The sequence below is a fragment of the Streptomyces sp. NPDC087263 genome (genome assembly GCF_044744645.1).
Classification (GTDB): domain Bacteria; phylum Actinomycetota; class Actinomycetes; order Streptomycetales; family Streptomycetaceae; genus Streptomyces.
The window spans coordinates 499,509-515,955 of sequence record NZ_JBIUYT010000008.1; the positions used below are offsets into that span (position 1 = coordinate 499,509).

The following is a 16,447-nucleotide window of genomic DNA, read 5'->3' on the forward strand; positions in this document are numbered from 1 at the left end:
CTGATCAGTCCGGCAACGGCGTCAGCAGCATCCGTCCGGCGAAGCCCACCGCGGTGTCGAGGCGGTCGGCCAACTCCTCGGCGAGATCCGGGAGCCCGCGCAGCGCCCACAGCGCCCGGGCGGCCGACCAGGTGGCCTCGCGGGCCCGGTCCAGGCTCCACGCGCCGAGCAGATGAGTCAGCGGATCGGCGATCTGGAGGAGGTCGGGACCCGGCATCAGCTCCTCGCGGATGCGCTCCTCCAGCGCGACGAGGAGATCGCCCACGCGGTCGAACTCGTCCTCCAGCTCGGCCGGTTCGCAGCCGAGCGTACGACAGGCGTCCACGACCGCGAGCGCCAGATCGTGTCCGATGTGCGCATTGATGCCCGCGAGCGCGAACTGCAACGGACGTACACCGGGATGCCGCCGGAACTGCAGCAGCGGCCGCCAGCAGGCGGGCGGATCTCCCTCCTCGGCCACCCGCAGATAGCGCTCCGCGAACCGCACGTCCAGCGTGATCGCGGCCGCCGGGTCCGCGAACTCCCCGGTGTCCAGGCGCCGGCCGACCTCCTCGGTGACGGCGAGGTAGACGCGGTTGAACACCGCGATCCCGTCCCGCTCAGGGAGGGCCGCGTCCAGGGTGCGCATCCGGGAGACGACTGTGTCCACGGTGTACACGGGATGGGTGAAGTGCTCCAACAACGCCATGGGGGCAGCGTCCCAGTCCTAGGCTGGCCGGAGTACCGCCGGGCCGGACGCTTCCCCAGAACGGGGGAACACGTCCGTGGCGGGAGTGGGGGGAGCAGTACGTGTCAGGCTCACGTGCCCAGCGAGCGGTCACGCGCAGGGCCGAGCGCAGGCGGGCCGTCCGACGCGGTGCCATGGTCGCGGCGGCCTCGGTCGTGGTCGCGGTCGGCAGCGTCACGGGGATGCTGTCCGCACTCGGCGACGGCCGCCCGTCCGACGACGCCAAACCTCTGGTGACCCGCGCGCCCAGCCTCCTGCCGCTGCCCGCCGTACCGACTGCGTCGCCGACCAGGACCTCGGCCTCACCGTCAGCGTCCCCGTCGAGGTCGTCCCCGTCACCGAAGCCGAGCCCGAAGCCCTCCGCCGGCAAGGAGAAACCCGCGACCGTGGCCGCCTCCGCCGGGCTCTACCGCCATCCCGAATCCCAGGTTCTCGACTGGGTCGCCGCCCATCCGGGTGACTCCCGGCGCTCGGTGATCGAGTCCCGGATAGCCGATCGACCGGCTGCCGTCTGGTTCGCCGACTTCACGCCGTCCACCATCACCGCGCGGGTCAGGGCGGTCACCTCGGGCGGCGCCGCGCAGGGCCGGGTCCCGGTCGTCGTGGCCTACACGATCCCGGGGCGCGACTGCGGCGGTGCCTCGGAGGGCGGGGCACCCGACCTCGACGCGTACGACGACTGGATCGACAACTTCGCGGCAGGGCTCGGCTCCCGCGAGGTCATCGTCATCCTGGAGCCCGATGCGGTCGCCCAGGCCGACTGCCTCTCCGCCGGCCAACGCGCCGACCGCTTCGCCTCGTTGGCCCGCGCCGGCCGCGTCCTCAAGGCCGCCGATCCCCGGGCCCGCGTCTACTACGACGCCGGCCACTCCGCCTGGAATCCGGCCGCCGCCCAGGCCGCCCTCCTCAAACAGGCGGGTGCCGCCTCGGCCGCCTCCTCCGACGGCATCTTCACGAACGTGTCCAATTTCCACCGTACGAGCACGGAGATCACGTACGCCCGAGAGGTGCTGTCCGCTCTCGGCGGCCCGGCGAGTCTGGGCGCTGTCATCGACACCAGCCGGAACGGCAACGGCGCCCCGGCCGACGGCGAGTGGTGCGATCCGGCGGGCCGCAGGATCGGACAGGCGCCGACCCTGAACACCGGAGAGGCACGGATCGACGCCTACCTGTGGGTGAAGCTGCCGGGCGAGTCGGACGGTTGCAAGGGTGTGCCGGGGACCTTCTCGCCCTCGTACGCCTACGACTTGGCGACCTGAGAGTCCTCGTCGTAGGACGAGGTGCCCTCGTCGAGCAGCGGCTCCTGTGTCTTGAGGTGAGGCGGAGCCAACGCCCGCAGTGCGTGGTAACCGATGATCACGACGAGGGTGCCGAGGGCGATGCCGCTCAGCGAGAAGGTGTCCGTGAAGGTGATGGTCACGTTGCCGACGCCGATGATGATGCCCGCGGCGGCCGGCACCAGGTTCAGTGGATTGCGCAGGTCCACCCGGGCGTTGAGCCAGATCTGGGCGCCGAGCAGGCCGATCATGCCGTACAGGATGACGGTGATGCCGCCGAGCACGCCGCTCGGGATCGCCGCCACGATCGCGCCGAACTTGGGGCAGAGGCCGAAGAGAAGGGCGAAGCCCGCGGCGGCCCAGTAGGCGGCCGTCGAGTAGACGCGGGTCGCGGCCATCACGCCGATGTTCTCTGAGTAGGTGGTGTTGGGCGGGCCGCCGACCGCGGTGGAGAGCATCGACGCGACGCCGTCCGCGGAGATCGCGGTGCCCAGCTTGTCGTCCAGCGGGTCGCCGGTCATCTCGCCGACCGCCTTGACGTGGCCCGCGTTCTCGGCGACCAGCGCGATGACGACGGGCAGCGCCACGAGGATCGCCGACCACTGGAAGGACGGGCCGTGGAAGGTGGGCAGGCCGATCCAGTCCGCCTTGCCGACGGCGGAGAGGTCGAGCCGCCAGTGTTCGGTGAGCCTGCCGCTCGCGTCCACCGAGTGGATGCGGCCGAAGATCCGGTCGAGGGCCCAGGAGAGCCCGTACCCGAAGACGAGGCCCAGGAAGATCGCGATCCGTGACCAGAAACCACGCAGGCAGACGACGGCCAGAGCGGTGAACGCCATCACAAGGAGCGCCGTCCACTGGTCCTGGGGCCAGTAGGTGGACGCGGTCACCGGCGCCAGGTTGAAGCCGATCAGCATGACGACCGCGCCGGTCACGATCGGCGGCATCGCGGCGTGGATGATCCGCGCGCCGAAGCGCTGTACGGCCACGCCCACCAGGAACAGCGCGACGCCCACGACGAACACCGCGCCGGTGACCGTCGCGCTGGTGCCGCCCTGCGCGCGGATCACCGCGGCGACGCCCACGAAGGAGAGCGAACAGCCGAGGTAACTGGGCACGCGGCCGCGGGTCGCCAGCAGGAAGATGACGGTCGCGACGCCGGACATCATGATCGCGAGATTGGGATCCAGGCCCATCAGGACGGGTGCGACGAAGGAAGCCCCGAACATGGCCACCACGTGTTGGGCTCCCAGCCCGAACGTGCGAGGCCAGGAGAGTCGTTCGTCGGGACGGACGACCGCTCCGGGGGCGGGCGTGCGCCCGTCGCCGTGCAGTTTCCAGCGCACACCGAGGTCCATGGAGAGGCTTCGCTTTCTCTGTACGTGAATCTGTCCGGACCATTGTCATGGCTAGCCAGCGGCCCTACGCTCGCACGGTCCCACTCATGAACTGCATTCACGTTTATGATCGGAGTGACTGATGAGTGCAAGCCCTCGACTGGGCGTGCTCCTTGCGGCCGTGGTCACCTTGGCGGCCGTCGTCGCCCCCTCCGCGGTGGCCCAGGCCGCGCCGAAGGCGTCGAAGACCGCGGTCCTCGACGGGGCCCGACTGGAGCAGACAAAGGCGCGCCTGGACCACGGCGATCCCCAACTACGGCGCACCGTCAAGAACTTGACGGCCCGCGCCGACAACTGGCTGGACCAGGGCCCCTGGACGGTCGTCGACAAGCCGAGACCCGCCCCCGGCGGCGACGTCCACGACTACCTCAGCCAGGCCCCCTACTGGTGGCCCAGCCAGCCCAGGACCGCCGACAACCCCTGGGGTTGCCCCTACGTCCAGCGTGACGGCCAGCGCAACCCCGAGGTCGACACCGGCACGGACCGGCAGGACGTCGAGAAGGTCTTCGACTCGACGTACGACCTCGCGCTGGCCTGGTACTACACCGGCAAGAAGCAGTATGCCGAGAAGGCCGCCGCCGTCCTGCGCACCTGGTTCCTCGCCCCCGGCACCCGGATGAACCCGAACCTGAACCACGGGCAGTTCATCCCCTGCAAGTACGACGGCCGGGCCATCGGCATCATCGACTTCTCGCAGTCCTACACAAGCGTCCTGGACGCCATCGCGATCCTGGACACGGGCGCCCCCGGCTGGTCGAAGACCGACCGCTCCGAAATGCTCGCCTGGAACACCGGCTTCCGCGACTGGCTGGCCGACAGCGCCTTCGGCAAGGAGGAGGGTGCCGCCAAGAACAACCACGGCACCTTCTACGACATGCTGCTCGCCGGTCTGGCGTACGCGACCGGCGACAAGGATCTCGCGCGAAAGACCGTCCTGGACGCGCGCGCCAAGCGGATCGACCCGCAGATCGCCGCCGACGGCAGCCAGCCCCAGGAGCTGGCCCGCACCCGCAGTTGGCACTACTCGACCTTCGACCTGGTCGCCTACACCCGGCTCGCGGCGATAGGCCAACACGTCGGCGTGAACCTGTGGTCGTACAAGGGGCCGGACGGCCAGAGCCTGTTCAAGGCGGTCGACTATCTGCTGCCCGCCGCGACCGGGGCTGCGCCGTGGGCCTACCCCGAGCTGGAGTTCTACCGCTTCGCGGCGAGCGACGTCGTGCGCGCGGCGGCCGACGCCGGTGACAAGGCCGCGCGAGCGGCGGTGCCGAAGCTCGAAACGCCGCCCGGCGGGGACCTGTGGGCGCTGCGTCCCGCCGCCGAGCAACTGGACTCGATCACGGGCTGAGCCTCCACCGTGCGGGCCCCTGAGCAGGGGTTCCTGAGCGGTTGCTTAGGATGGGGTGACCCCACCGCCCCGTCCGGCACCCTCAGGAGCCCCGCCCGTGACAGCCGAAGCCCCGACAGCCCCCGCTCTCGCATACGGGCGGCTCATCCCCGTCACCGTTCACTTCGACGACCTCGACGCGCTCGGACTGCTCCACAACGCCCGCTACCCGGTGATGGCCGAGCGAGCCTGGACGGCCTTCTGGAACGAGCGCGGTTTCCGCGGCTTCGAGGGCGACTGGGAGGCGGCGGGCGACTTCTGCAACGCGGTGAAGGAGCTGCGGATCAGCTACGACGCCCCGGTGCAACGGCCGGGCGCGTACGCCGTCCACCTCTGGCTGGAGCGGCTCGGGAACACCGGACTGACGTACGGCTTCCGCTTCTGCTCGGGCGATGGCGCGCTGACGTACGCGCACGGCACGCGGGTCCTCGTCAGGCTGGACGCCGGGACGCTGCGCCCGACGCCCTGGAGTGACCGGTTCAGGGCCGTGGGCCGGGAACTGCTGCGGCCGGCGGACTGACCTTCGGGCGGTCCCGGTCGCCGGTGCGCAGCACACCCGCGAAGGCGGCGACCCCGCCCGCCAGCACCGTCACCAGACCGAACGACACCATCAGGCTCGTCGCCTGTGCCAGCGTGCCGATCGCGCTCGGCGCGATCAGGCCGGAGGTGTACGTGATGGTGGCGACGCCCGCGATGGCCTGGCTGGGGTTGGGGCCGCTGTGACCCGCTGCCGCGAAGCACAGCGGGACCACGGCCGCGATGCCGAGCCCGAGCAGTGCGAAACCGGTCATCGCGACGGCGGGATGGTCCGCGACGACGATGAGCAGCCCGCCGAGTACGGCCAGAACGCCGCTCGCCCGGACGGTACGTACCGCGCCGAAGCGGTTCACCACCGTGTCGCCCACGAGCCGGGCCACCGCCATGGTCAGCATGAAGCCGGTCGTCGACGCCGCGGCGAGACCGGCCGAACTGCCCAGCTCGTCCTGTAGGTACACCGCCGACCAGTCGAGGCTCGCGCCCTCCGCGAACACCGCGCAGAACCCGATTGCACCGATCAGCAGCGCCGACCGTGGTGGCAGCGCGAACCGCGGCGGCGGCTCCTCGTCCTCGGCGGCCTGCAGATCGAGCACCCAACGGCAGGCGACCAGACCGAGGACGGTGAGGGTCGCGGCAGCCAGCGCGTGGTGCACGCGCGCGTCCGATCCCAGGTGGGCGGCGAGCGTGCCCGCCGCCGAGCCGGTCAGGGCGCCCGCGCTCCACATGCCGTGCAGGCTGGACATGATCGACTTGTTGAGCCCGCGCTCGACCTCGACGCCCAGTGCGTTCATGGCGACATCGGCCATGCCGGCCGTGGCGCCGAAAGTGAACATCGCCAGGCAGAGGCTGAGCAGGTTCGGCGCCTGCGACGGGAGAAGCAGGGCAAGAGTCCAGAGGGCGAGCAGGCCGCGCAGGGCCGTGCGCGAACCGAAACGGTGGCTGATCCGGCCGGCCAGCGGCATCGAGACGGACGCGCCGAAGGCTCCGAAGGCGAGTGCGAACCCCAGCTGGCCGGTGCTGAGCCCCGCATGGTCCTGGATCCACGGCACGCGGGTCGCGAAGGACCCGGTGACCGCGCCGTGCACCGCGAACACGGCGGCCACGGCGTACCGCGCGCGCTTCAACTCGCGCATGTCGTAGACCACTTCACTCATGGTGCCGCTGCCCCTCCCGGACGTCCTCCCCGCACTGTTGGCGTAAACTATCAGGAACCCTGCCTGATAAATAGAGAATTTACGGCCGGGGAACCGGACAGGGGCTCCGCGCCCTCGCTGATCTGGAAGGATCCCGGCATGCCCGCATCTCCGAGCACCGCCCGGGCCATCAACGACCGGCTCGCCCTGCAACTCATGCAGCAGGAGGGCCCTTTGACGGCAGGGCAGTTGAAGCAGCTCACCGGACTGTCCCGGCCCACCGTCGCCGACCTCGTCGAGCGCCTCACCGTCGCCGGGCTGATCGCGGTGGTGGGGGAGTCGGGGTCGCAACGGCGCGGCCCGAACGCGCGGTTGTACGGGATCGTCGCCGACCGAGCGCACCTGGCCGCCCTCGACGTCCGCACCGAGGGCGTCTCCGTCGTCGTCTCCGACCTCCTCGGCACCGAACTCGCACGGGCGTCGGTGCCCATCGCGGACGACACGGGCACCGGGCCCGCCGTCGAGCAGGCGGTCGCGCTGGTGGAGCGCACCGCCAAGGAGGCGGGGGCCGAGCGGCTGCACACCGTCGGTATCGGCGCCCCCGGCCTCATCGACCCCGTCACCGGCGAGCTCCGTGACTCCACCGGCCTCCCCGAGTGGCACCGCAGGCTCGTCGCCGCCCTTCAGGAGCGCTTCCCCGCCGCTCGCGTCCTGGTCGAGAACGAGACCAACCTCGCCGCCCTCGCCGAGCAGCGCGACGGAGCCGCCCGTGACCGTGACACGTTCGTTCTGCTGTGGCTCGGCCACGGCACCGGCGCGGCCGTCGTCCTCGACGGCGCCCTTCGCCGCGGTGCCTCCGGCGGTACCGGCGAGATCGGCTTCCTGCCGGTACCGGGGACCGCGAAGCTGCCGTCGGCGACGGACTGCGACGGCGGCTTCCACTCCCTCGCCGGGGCGGTGGCGATCGCGGGGCTCGCGGCGGAGTACGGCGTCGTGGCGGACGGGATGCCGCATGAGCCGCATGCGGCGGCGCTGGTCAGGGAGGCGGTGGGGTCTGTCGCGGACGCCGGGGTGGGCACGCGTGTGAGCGGGAGCGGGACCACGGGTGCGGGTGCGGGTCGGGGTGGCGGTGGGGCGGTTTCGGGAACCGCCGCCTCCCGTTTCCTCGATGCCCTCGCCGACCGGCTCGCCATCGGTGCCGCTTCCGTCGTCGCCGTGCTCGACCCCGGTTGTGTCGTCCTGGGCGGCGAGACCGGGCAGGCGGGTGGGGGCGTGCTCGCCTCGCGCGTCGAGGAGCGGCTCGCGCGGATGTCACCGTTGCCTGTGGAGGTGCGCGCGAGTGCGCTGGGCGGGAGCGCGGTGCTGCGCGGCGCGCTGCTGACCGCGCGCGAGGGCGCCCAGGACGAGTTGTTCGCGCCGCCGGGTCGGTAGGGGTTCGTGGCGCCCGGCCCGGTGGGGCTGGCGCGCGGCCCGGGTCGGTGGGGGTTCGTGGCGCCTGGCCCGGTAGGGCTTGCGCGCGGCCCGGGTTGGTGGGGGTTGCCGGGTCGGTACGGGTTTCGCGTCGCGGGGCTGGCGGGGGATTCGTATCACCGGGTTGGTGGGGAGCCGGGTCGGTGGGGGTCGCCGGGTCGGTACGGGTTCCGTGCCGACCCGGCCGGTGGGGGATTCGTACCACCGAGTCGGTAGGCGTTCTGTGCCGTCGGGCCGCTACGGTTTTCACGCCGCCGGGCTGGCGGGGGCACCGGGGCACCGGGGCTCCAGTGGCCCCGTGCCGCAGGGCCGCCAGGTTTTTTCGCGCCCTCTGTCCCGGGCCCGGTGGGGCTCGCCATCACAGCGTCAGGGCGACGGCTCGGGCGGCCCGGACGGGTCGGATTGAAAGGCCCGGCGGCGGGGCAAGGGCCTCCGTCACCGCCGCCGGGCCGCTCGGGGGGCGGATGCGACACGTCGTGAACGCTCAGCCGGTATCGCCGAGCCATGATCGCGACCCTAGGAGGACTAGACCAGTGAGGTCAATAGGTATGGACCAGCCTCGGCCCTGCGGGGTGTCCCAGAGGGCCAAGCACGCGCGGTACCAGCCGAGTTGACCGGTCTTGTCTCCCCTTGTGTCTCCTCGGAAGTCCATCGACACGGCCTGTGAGTCAGCCCACAGTTGCTCGCCCGCATGGGCGTCGATCAGACGTGGCACACTGGCCATGTACCAGAAGCAGCGCACTCCGGGGTCGGTGAAAGTCCGAACCGGCGGTTACAGTCCGCGACCCGGTCGCTTCCAGCGGCCGGTTGACCAGGTGAAATTCCTGGACCGACGGTTAAAGTCCGGATGGGAGGCAGTGCGCGGCGGGCGGGCATTCGTGCGCGCTGCCGTTTGTTTCGACTTGTCCTGACGGGACGAGTCCCATTCGGCATCGTTCCCGGTGTCGCAGTCCGTTTCATTCTGTCGTCATCGACAGGCCCCGGAGTCCGTGCCCTATGAGGCAGGAGGACCCGGGAAGTGTTCACCGGAATCGTCGAAGAGCTGGGTGAGATCACCGCCGTCGAGAACCTCGGCGACGCCTCACGCTTCCGACTTCGTGGCCCTGTAGTCACCGAAGGTGCGCAGCACGGCGACTCCATTGCCGTCAACGGCGTGTGTCTCACGGTCGTCGAACACGAGGGCGACGAGTTCACCGCCGACGTCATGGCGGAAACCCTGGACCGCTCCAGCCTCGGCGCCCTGTCCGTAGGCTCCCGCGTCAACCTGGAGCGCCCCACCGCGGTGGGCGCACGCCTCGGCGGGCACATCGTGCAGGGCCACGTCGACGGCACGGGCGCGGTCCTCGCACGCACGCCGTCCGAGAACTGGGAGATCGTGAAGGTCTCGCTCCCCGCGGACCTCTCCCGCTATGTGGTCGAGAAGGGCTCCATCACGGTCGACGGCATCAGCCTGACCGTCGTCGAGGCGGGCCCCGACTACTTCACCGTCAGCCTCATCCCCACCACCCTCGCGCTGACCACGCTCGGCCTCAAGCAGCCCGGCGACCCGGTCAACCTCGAGGTCGACATCATCGCCAAGTACGTGGAGCGCCTCCTCGGCAGCAAGGAGGCCACGCGGTGAACTGGCTCAACTCCGAGGCATTCACGCTCTTCGGCCAGCACATCAAGTGGTCGGACATGATCGGCAACACGATCGGTCTGATCGCCCTCGCGCTCGGCTGGCGCCGCTCCATATGGACCTGGCCGGTGCAGTTCCTGTCCGGCGTCATCCTCCTCGCGGCGTTCGCCACGGCGCACCTGTCCGGCAGCGCCGGCAAGCAGGTCGTCGTCATGGTCGTCGCCGCGTGGGGCTGGTGGCAGTGGAACCGCGGCAAGGGGCAGGCTCAGGACGGCTCCATCGCCGTACGGTTCGCCACCTGGCGCGAGCGCGGTGCGCTGCTCGGTGCCGCCGCCATGGGCACCCTCGCGGTCGGCCTCCTGTTCAAGGCGTACCCGACCCTCTCCTGGGACCCGTGGCCGGACGCCTACATCTTCGTCGGCACCATCGTCGCCATGTACGCCCAGGCCCGCGGCATGGTCGAGTTCTGGTTCGCCTGGCTGCTGGTCGACCTGGTGGGCGTCCCGCTCAACTTCGCCAACGGCTTCGCCTTCTCCGGTTTCGTCTACGTCCTCTACGGCGCGCTCGTCCTGTGGGGCATGCGCGACTGGTGGCTGCGCTCCCGCAAGGCCGGGCAGCCCGTCCTGGAAGGAGCCCCGGCATGACGTCAGCGCCGGTTTGGTACAGCAGGGACAATATCGAGGACTTCGCCCTCGACCCCGTCGAGAAGGCGATCGCCGACATCGCGGCCGGCCGCCCGATCGTCGTCGTCGACGACGAGGACCGGGAGAACGAGGGCGACCTCGTCATCGCCGCCGAGAAGGCGACCCCCGAAATCGTCGCCCTCATGATGAGCGAATGCCGCGGCCTGATCTGCGCCCCCATGGAGGGCGACGAACTCGACCGGCTCCGGCTCCCGCAGATGGTCGACGACAACACCGAGTCGATGAAGACGGCGTTCACCGTGTCGGTCGACGCGTCCGCCGCTCACGGTGTGACCACCGGCATCTCGGCATCCGACCGTGCCACCACTCTTCGGCTCCTCGCTGGCGGCGGCGCCAAGGCGGACGACTTCGTCCGCCCCGGCCACGTCTTCCCGCTGCGCGCCAGGCCCGGCGGAGTCCTGGTCCGCAACGGCCACACCGAGGCGGCCGTCGATCTGGCACGCCTTGCCGGCCTGCGCCCGGCCGGCGCGATCGTCGAGATCGCGGGGGAGGACGGCCGTATGCTCCGCCTCCCCGAACTGATCCCCTTCGCCCGCAAGCACGGCCTGACGATCATCTCCATCGAGGACCTGATCGCCTACCGGCGCGCCGCCGAGCCCACCGTCCGCCGCGAGGCCAAGACCCAACTGCCCACCGCCTTCGGCGAGTTCACGGCGTTCGGCTACCGCTCCACCCTCGACGGAGTCGAGCACGTCGCCCTCGTCCACGGAGACATCGGCGACGGCGAGGACGTCCTCGTCCGCGTCCACTCCGAGTGCCTCACCGGCGATGTCTTCCACTCGCTGCGCTGCGACTGCGGCCCCCAGCTCCAGACCTCCATGGAGCGCATCCAGGCCGAGGGCCGGGGCGTCGTCGTCTACCTGCGCGGCCACGAGGGGCGCGGCATCGGTCTCCTGTCCAAGCTGCGCGCGTACGAGCTCCAGGAGCGCGGCCGGGACACTCTCGACGCCAACCTGGAGCTGGGCCTGCCCGCCGACGCCCGCGACTACGGCGCGAGCGCCCAGATCCTCGAGGACCTCGGGGTGACCAGCGTCCGTCTGATGACCAACAACCCGGACAAGACCGACGCGCTCGTCCGGCACGGCCTCAAGGTCACCGGCCGGGAGCCGATGCCCGTACAGGCGGGCGAGCACAACCTCCGCTACCTGCGCACCAAGCGGGACCGGATGGGCCACGACCTGCCCTGGCTGGACACGGCCACCGTGTCGGCCTGCAGCAACCAGTAAAAGCACAAGAACAGCACTGAGGAGAGACGTGAGCGGCAAGGGTGCACCTGAACTGTCCGTACGCAACTGCGGCGACCTGCGCGTCGCGGTCATCGCGGCACAGTGGCACGAGAAGGTGATGGACGGCCTCGTCGACGGCGCGCTGCGCGCCCTGCACGAGCTGGGAATCGACGAGCCGACCCTCCTTCGGGTCCCCGGCAGCTTCGAGCTCCCGGTCGTCGCCAAGGTCCTCGCGGGCCGCGGATACGACGCCATCGTCGCGCTGGGCGTCGTCATCCGCGGCGGTACCCCCCACTTCGAGTACGTGTGCCAGGGCGTCACCCAGGGCCTCACCCAGGTCTCCCTCGACACCGGCGTCCCCATCGGCTTCGGCGTGCTGACCTGCGACACCGAGGAACAGGCCCTCGACCGCGCGGGCATCGAGGGCTCCCACGAGGACAAGGGACACGAGGCGGTGACGGCCGCCGTGGCGACCGCGGCCACCCTTCGCTCAGTATCCGAACCCTGGCGCTAGCGGATGCGCGTAAGCGCGTAGGGTGAGAACCACCATGTCCAATAAGACGTTCGAGGAGCTCTTCATCGAGCTCCAGCACAAGGCCGCCACCGGCGATCCCGCCACTTCGCGCACCGCCGAGCTGGTCGGCAAGGGTGTCCATGCCATCGGCAAGAAGGTCGTCGAAGAGGCCGCCGAAGTATGGATGGCCGCCGAGTACGAGGGCAAGGAAGCCGCCGCCGAGGAGATCTCGCAGCTGCTCTACCACGTCCAGGTGATGATGGTCGCGCGCGGGATCTCCCTCGACGACGTGTACGCCCACCTCTGAGCCGTAGCCCCGCCCCCGCACGTACGAACGAACCACCTAGCAAAGGAAGCCGACCTCATGCTGCGCATCGCCGTCCCCAACAAGGGTTCCCTGTCAGGACCTGCGGCGGAGATGCTGCATGAGGCCGGCTACCAGCAGCGCCGGGAGTCCAAGGAACTGCGGATCGTCGACCCGGAGAACGAGGTCGAGTTCTTCTACCTCCGCCCCCGCGACATCGCGATCTACGTCTCCTCCGGCCGCCTCGACATCGGCGTCACCGGACGCGACCTGCTCATCGACTCGGGCGCCGGCGCCGAGGAGATCCTCCCGCTCGGCTTCGCCCGCTCCACCTTCCGTTTCGCCACCAAGCCCGGCACGGCGAACTCCATCGAGGACCTCGCGGGCAAGACCGTCGCGACCTCGTACGAGGGCATCGTCGCCAAGCACCTCGCCGACCACGGCATCGACGCCTCCGTCGTCCACCTCGACGGCGCCGTCGAGACCGCGATCGAGCTGGGCGTCGCCGAGGTCATCGCGGACGTCGTGGAGACCGGCACCTCGCTGCGCAACGCGGGCCTCGAAGTGTTCGGCGACCCGATCATGAAGTCCGAGGCCATCGTGATCCGGCGGGTCGGAGCCGACGCCTCCGAGGACGCCGAGCCCAAGGTGCAGCAGTTCCTGCGCCGCCTCCAGGGCGTCCTGGTGGCACGGACGTACGTGATGATGGACTACGACTGCCGCGCCGAGCACCTGGAGAGGGCCGTCGCGCTCACCCCCGGCCTGGAGTCGCCAACCATCTCGCCGCTGCACAACGAGGGCTGGGTCGCCGTCCGCGCGATGGTGCCGGCCAAGGAGTCCCAGCGGATCATGGACGATCTGTACGAGCTCGGCGCACGGGCCATCCTGACCACGGCCATCCACGCCTGCCGGCTCTGAAGGACCTCACGACCATGTCCGAACTTCCCGCTCTGCCCGTCACATTCCGGCCGTCCCGAACCCGGGCCGTGCTGGTCAGCACCGGCGTGGCGATCGTTGTGGTCCTCACCACAGTCGTGATGCTCCTGGAGCAGCTCGGCCCGGGCGAAAAACTCAGCTTCATCTTCACCGGGGTCCTGATCTTCGGGGTGCTCCTGATGCTGGCCCGGCCCAAGGTCGTCGCCGACGAGAGCGGCGTCACCGTCGTCAATATCGCCAGCAGCAGGCGCCTGGCCTGGGCGGAGATCCTCCAGGTCAACCTGCGGCCGGGCGACCCCTGGGTGTTCCTCAACCTCAGTGACGGCACCAGTCTGCCCGCGCTCGGCATCCAGCCGGGCATCGCCAAACACCGCGCGATCGAGGACGCTCGCGCCCTTCGAGCCCTCGCCGAAGCCCGCTCCACGGGCCACCCCGAGGAACATCAGGGCTGACTCTCAGCCTTCCACCCTGCCGCACGGGCCCCTGTCTTGATTAATCTGTTGGCGGAGGCGTTTTCATCGCGCCTCCGCCGCTGATGTGCCAGCCGGTATTCAGAGGCCCCCAGCTACCCGAGGAGTGACTCCCTCCAGCGATGGACGGATCGTCCTGTAGTACCTGCGCCGCCCCCTTCCGACATATCGAGGCGGCGGCATGATCATCCCTCTGCTGCTCCTTGGGGCGGCATTCCTGCTCATTCTCGCCAACGGATTCTTCGTCGCGGCGGAGTTCGGCCTCGTCACGGTCGAGAAGCCCGACGCCGAGAGGGCGGCCGCCGAAGGCGACCGACGGGCTGCGACAGTCGTCAACTCGCTCAAGGAGCTGTCCTTCCAGCTCTCCGGCACCCAGCTCGGCATCACCATCACCTCACTCGTCGTCGGCATGCTCGCCGAACCGGCGCTCGCCGAGCTGCTGCACGGACCGTTCGCCGCGACCGGCCTTCCCGAGGGCGCCGTGCCCGGCGTCGCCGTGGTGGTCGGCATGCTGCTGGCCGCGGCCGTGCAGATGGTCATCGGCGAACTCGTGCCCAAGAACTGGGCCGTGTCCAAGCCCCTCCAGGTCGCCCGCTTCGTCGCGGGCCCGCAGCACATGTTCGCCCGCACCTTCCGCCCGGTGATCGCCGCACTCAACGCGGTGGCCAACCGGCTCGTACGAGCCCTGGGCGTCGAGCCCGCCGAGGAGCTGGCCTCCGCCCGCACCCCCGGCGAACTCATCTCCCTCGCCCGGCACTCCGCACAGGCCGGCGCGCTGGAGCAGGACACCGCGGATCTCTTCGTACGCACCATGTCGCTGGCCGATCTGACCGCGCAGCACGTCATGACGCCACGCGTGAAGGTCAGCGCCCTGCAGTCCTCGGCGACCGCCGAGGACGTCGTCAACCTCACCCGGGCCACCGGCCTGTCCCGCTTCCCCGTCTACCGCGAGCGGATCGACGAGATCGTCGGCATGGTCCACCTCAAGGACGCCCTCGCGGTGCCCTCGCGCGACCGGCTGCGGACCCCCGTCGGCCGGATCGCCCAGGCCCCGCTGCTCGTCCCGGAGACACTGCCGGTGCGGCCGCTCCTGGAGCAGTTGCGCAGCGAGCAGCCGATCGCCGTGGTCGTCGACGAGTACGGCGGCACGGCGGGCGTCGTCACCCTGGAGGACATCGTCGAGGAACTCGTCGGCGAGGTCCGCGACGAGCACGACGGACAGGATCTGCCCGAACTCGCGGCGGCGCCGCCCGAGGACGGAAAGCCCGCGTGGGAGGCCGACGGCAGCTGCCGGGTCGACGTCCTGAAGCGCATAGGCCTCGACGTGCCCGAGGGCCCGTACGAGACCGTGGCGGGCCTCGTCGCCGATCTGCTCGGCCGCATCCCGGCCGCCGGTGACCGGGCCGAACTGCCGGGCTGGCGGCTGCTGGTGCGCCAGGTCGGGCACTACCGCGCCGAACGCGTCCGCCTGGTGCGGACCGCGCCTGTCGCGGAGGCCGTCCGATGAGCGTGCTCCAACTCCTCTTCGCCGCCCTGCTGGTGCTCGCCAACGGCTTCTTCGTCGGCGCCGAGTTCGCGCTCGTCTCCGTACGGCGCAGCCAGATCGAACCGCTGGGGACCGCGCGGGCGCGACAGGTGCTGTACGGCCTGGAGCGACTGCCCCAGATGATGGCCGCGGCCCAGTTCGGCATCACCGTCTGCTCGTTGACGCTCGGCGCGGTCGCCGAGCCGACCGTCGCACAGCTCCTTGAGCCGCTGTTCGAGGCGGTCCACATGCCGCCCGGCGTGATCCACCCCCTCGGGTACGTCATCGCGCTCGCCTCGGTCGTCTTCTTCCACCTCGTCATCGGCGAGATGGTGCCGAAGAACCTGGCGATGGCCGCGCCCGAGAAGACGGCGCTGTGGCTCAGCCCGGGACTGGTCGCGTTCGCGCGGCTGTGCCGGCCGGTCACCGTCGGCCTCGGGGCCTGTGCGCGGGTGATCCTCAAGTTGTTCCGCGTGGAGCCCAGGGACGAGGTCGAGGCGGTCTTCACCAGCGAGCAGCTCAACCGTCTCGTCGAGGACTCCGGGCAGGCCGGTCTGCTGGACCCCGAGGAGCAGGAGCGCCTCGAGGACGCCCTGGAACTGGGCTCCCGCCCGGTCACGGACGTCCTCCTCGACTCCGGCTCCCTGGTGACCGTGGGCCCCTCGGTCACCCCCGGCCAGGTCGTCGCTCTCACCGCCCGCACCGGGTACTCCCGTTTCCCGGTGGTCGCGGAGAACGGCGCCTTCATGGGCTACCTGCATGTGAAGGACGTACTGGACCTGGAGGAGTCGGACCGTGCGGTGCCTCAGCAGAACTGGCACCACATGACGACCCTGCGGGCCGAACTCCCTCTCGACGACGCCCTCACCGTGATGCGCCGCGCCGCGACGCACCTCGCCCAGGTCGCCGACACGTCCGGCAAGGTCCTCGGCCTTGTCACGCTGGAGGACGTACTGGAACTCCTCGTGGGCGAGGTACGGGACCCGGCGCACCGGGAGGTTCCGGCGGCGCCGGTACGGGTCTCGGAACCGCGAGCGAGCGGGGCCCCGGAGGAGGCCCAGGCACTGGCGAGCTGAGCACCGGGTCGGGGGGGGGGGGGGGCGGCGGGGGGGGGGCGGGGGGGGGGGCGGGCCCCCCCCCCCCCCCCCCCCCCCCCCCCAAACCCCCCCCGGCCGGGGGGGGGGGGGGCTAATGGGGGGCGCACCCCCAACAGGACCCCCCCGCC

General features: G+C 70.8%; 16 protein-coding genes and 1 riboswitch. Of the genes, 13 read left to right on the forward strand and 3 right to left on the reverse strand.

Annotation, left to right across the window (positions count from 1 at the left end):
* Nucleotides 1–4 precede the first annotated feature (4 nt).
* Nucleotides 5–688 (reverse strand): DUF5995 family protein, encoded by a 684-nt coding sequence (locus ACIPC1_RS27360; protein WP_402521370.1) that lies wholly within the window; start codon nt 686–688, stop codon nt 5–7.
* Nucleotides 689–861: 173 nt separating this feature from the next.
* Here ACIPC1_RS27360 and ACIPC1_RS27365 point away from each other — a divergent pair, with 173 nt between their 5' ends.
* Nucleotides 862–1,986 carry a glycoside hydrolase family 6 protein gene (locus tag ACIPC1_RS27365; protein WP_402521447.1) on the forward strand — a complete coding sequence of 375 codons (1,125 nt, stop codon included), beginning with the start codon at nt 862–864 and terminating at the stop codon, nt 1,984–1,986.
* Here ACIPC1_RS27365 and ACIPC1_RS27370 read toward each other — a convergent pair.
* Entirely contained in the window at nt 1,968–3,359 is a 1,392-nt protein-coding gene (locus ACIPC1_RS27370) for a uracil-xanthine permease family protein (protein WP_402521372.1), read from the reverse strand. The genes ACIPC1_RS27365 and ACIPC1_RS27370 overlap by 19 nt on opposite strands.
* A 121-nt stretch (nt 3,360–3,480) precedes the next feature.
* Here ACIPC1_RS27370 and ACIPC1_RS27375 point away from each other — a divergent pair, with 121 nt between their 5' ends.
* Together ACIPC1_RS27375 and ACIPC1_RS27380 are read left to right on the forward strand one after the other, a co-directional pair.
* Entirely contained in the window at nt 3,481–4,746 is a 1,266-nt protein-coding gene (locus ACIPC1_RS27375) for an alginate lyase family protein (protein ID WP_402521374.1), read from the forward strand.
* A gap of 97 nt (nt 4,747–4,843) precedes the next feature.
* Nucleotides 4,844–5,305: an acyl-CoA thioesterase gene (locus ACIPC1_RS27380; protein WP_402521376.1), complete on the forward strand. Its 462-nt coding sequence runs from the start codon at nt 4,844–4,846 to the stop codon at nt 5,303–5,305.
* Here the strand turns inward: ACIPC1_RS27380 and ACIPC1_RS27385 are convergent.
* A complete protein-coding gene (locus ACIPC1_RS27385) occupies nt 5,265–6,476 on the reverse strand; it encodes an MFS transporter (protein WP_402521379.1) in 1,212 nt (403 codons plus the stop codon). The genes ACIPC1_RS27380 and ACIPC1_RS27385 overlap by 41 nt on opposite strands.
* A 138-nt stretch (nt 6,477–6,614) precedes the next feature.
* Here ACIPC1_RS27385 and ACIPC1_RS27390 point away from each other — a divergent pair, with 138 nt between their 5' ends.
* The 10 genes from ACIPC1_RS27390 to ACIPC1_RS27435 all read left to right on the forward strand — a co-directional run bounded on the left by ACIPC1_RS27390 (nt 6,615) and on the right by ACIPC1_RS27435 (nt 16,298).
* Nucleotides 6,615–7,886 carry an ROK family transcriptional regulator gene (locus ACIPC1_RS27390; protein ID WP_402521381.1) on the forward strand — a complete coding sequence of 424 codons (1,272 nt, stop codon included), beginning with the start codon at nt 6,615–6,617 and terminating at the stop codon, nt 7,884–7,886.
* A 773-nt stretch (nt 7,887–8,659) separates the two neighbouring features.
* Nucleotides 8,660–8,790: riboswitch (FMN riboswitch) on the forward strand.
* A gap of 153 nt (nt 8,791–8,943) precedes the next feature.
* On the forward strand, nt 8,944–9,546 hold the full coding sequence (locus ACIPC1_RS27395; RefSeq protein ID WP_384389423.1) for a riboflavin synthase: 603 nt from the start codon (nt 8,944–8,946) through the stop codon (nt 9,544–9,546).
* The gene (locus tag ACIPC1_RS27400; protein ID WP_402521385.1) at nt 9,543–10,187 is read left to right on the forward strand and encodes a nicotinamide riboside transporter PnuC; all 645 of its coding nucleotides are present in this window, start codon (nt 9,543–9,545) and stop codon (nt 10,185–10,187) included. The genes ACIPC1_RS27395 and ACIPC1_RS27400 overlap by 4 nt, the downstream gene beginning before the upstream one ends.
* Nucleotides 10,184–11,473 (forward strand): bifunctional 3,4-dihydroxy-2-butanone-4-phosphate synthase/GTP cyclohydrolase II, encoded by a 1,290-nt coding sequence (locus ACIPC1_RS27405; RefSeq protein WP_402521387.1) that lies wholly within the window; start codon nt 10,184–10,186, stop codon nt 11,471–11,473. The genes ACIPC1_RS27400 and ACIPC1_RS27405 overlap by 4 nt, the downstream gene beginning before the upstream one ends.
* 28 nt (nt 11,474–11,501) lie before the next feature.
* Complete coding sequence (ribH, locus tag ACIPC1_RS27410; RefSeq protein ID WP_402521390.1) at nt 11,502–11,987, forward strand: 6,7-dimethyl-8-ribityllumazine synthase; 486 nt, start codon at nt 11,502–11,504, stop codon at nt 11,985–11,987.
* A 34-nt stretch (nt 11,988–12,021) separates the two neighbouring features.
* The gene (locus ACIPC1_RS27415; protein WP_402521392.1) at nt 12,022–12,294 is read left to right on the forward strand and encodes a phosphoribosyl-ATP diphosphatase; all 273 of its coding nucleotides are present in this window, start codon (nt 12,022–12,024) and stop codon (nt 12,292–12,294) included.
* A gap of 57 nt (nt 12,295–12,351) precedes the next feature.
* Nucleotides 12,352–13,209: an ATP phosphoribosyltransferase gene (hisG, locus tag ACIPC1_RS27420; protein WP_384389411.1), complete on the forward strand. Its 858-nt coding sequence runs from the start codon at nt 12,352–12,354 to the stop codon at nt 13,207–13,209.
* A 14-nt stretch (nt 13,210–13,223) separates the two neighbouring features.
* Nucleotides 13,224–13,679 (forward strand): PH domain-containing protein, encoded by a 456-nt coding sequence (locus ACIPC1_RS27425; RefSeq protein ID WP_402521394.1) that lies wholly within the window; start codon nt 13,224–13,226, stop codon nt 13,677–13,679.
* Between the two features lie 199 nt (nt 13,680–13,878).
* Nucleotides 13,879–15,204 carry a hemolysin family protein gene (locus ACIPC1_RS27430; RefSeq protein WP_402521397.1) on the forward strand — a complete coding sequence of 442 codons (1,326 nt, stop codon included), beginning with the start codon at nt 13,879–13,881 and terminating at the stop codon, nt 15,202–15,204.
* Entirely contained in the window at nt 15,201–16,298 is a 1,098-nt protein-coding gene (locus ACIPC1_RS27435) for a hemolysin family protein (protein WP_402521399.1), read from the forward strand. Before ACIPC1_RS27430 ends, ACIPC1_RS27435 begins: the two co-directional genes overlap by 4 nt.
* Nucleotides 16,299–16,447: the final 149 nt, after the last annotated feature.

What these genes read in the sequence shown, in the direction of transcription:
- ACIPC1_RS27360 (WP_402521370.1), bottom strand. Translation starts at nt 688, where the DNA reads ATGGCGTTGTTGGAGCACTTCACCCATCCCGTGTACACCGTGGACACA.
- ACIPC1_RS27365 (WP_402521447.1), top strand. Translation starts at nt 862, where the DNA reads ATGGTCGCGGCGGCCTCGGTCGTGGTCGCGGTCGGCAGCGTCACGGGG.
- ACIPC1_RS27370 (WP_402521372.1), bottom strand. Translation starts at nt 3,359, where the DNA reads ATGGACCTCGGTGTGCGCTGGAAACTGCACGGCGACGGGCGCACGCCC.
- ACIPC1_RS27375 (WP_402521374.1), top strand. Translation starts at nt 3,481, where the DNA reads ATGAGTGCAAGCCCTCGACTGGGCGTGCTCCTTGCGGCCGTGGTCACC.
- ACIPC1_RS27385 (WP_402521379.1), bottom strand. Translation starts at nt 6,476, where the DNA reads ATGAGTGAAGTGGTCTACGACATGCGCGAGTTGAAGCGCGCGCGGTAC.
- ACIPC1_RS27390 (WP_402521381.1), top strand. Translation starts at nt 6,615, where the DNA reads ATGCCCGCATCTCCGAGCACCGCCCGGGCCATCAACGACCGGCTCGCC.
- ACIPC1_RS27405 (WP_402521387.1), top strand. Translation starts at nt 10,184, where the DNA reads ATGACGTCAGCGCCGGTTTGGTACAGCAGGGACAATATCGAGGACTTC.
- ACIPC1_RS27415 (WP_402521392.1), top strand. Translation starts at nt 12,022, where the DNA reads ATGTCCAATAAGACGTTCGAGGAGCTCTTCATCGAGCTCCAGCACAAG.
- hisG (WP_384389411.1), top strand. Translation starts at nt 12,352, where the DNA reads ATGCTGCGCATCGCCGTCCCCAACAAGGGTTCCCTGTCAGGACCTGCG.
- ACIPC1_RS27425 (WP_402521394.1), top strand. Translation starts at nt 13,224, where the DNA reads ATGTCCGAACTTCCCGCTCTGCCCGTCACATTCCGGCCGTCCCGAACC.
- ACIPC1_RS27430 (WP_402521397.1), top strand. Translation starts at nt 13,879, where the DNA reads ATGATCATCCCTCTGCTGCTCCTTGGGGCGGCATTCCTGCTCATTCTC.
- ACIPC1_RS27435 (WP_402521399.1), top strand. Translation starts at nt 15,201, where the DNA reads ATGAGCGTGCTCCAACTCCTCTTCGCCGCCCTGCTGGTGCTCGCCAAC.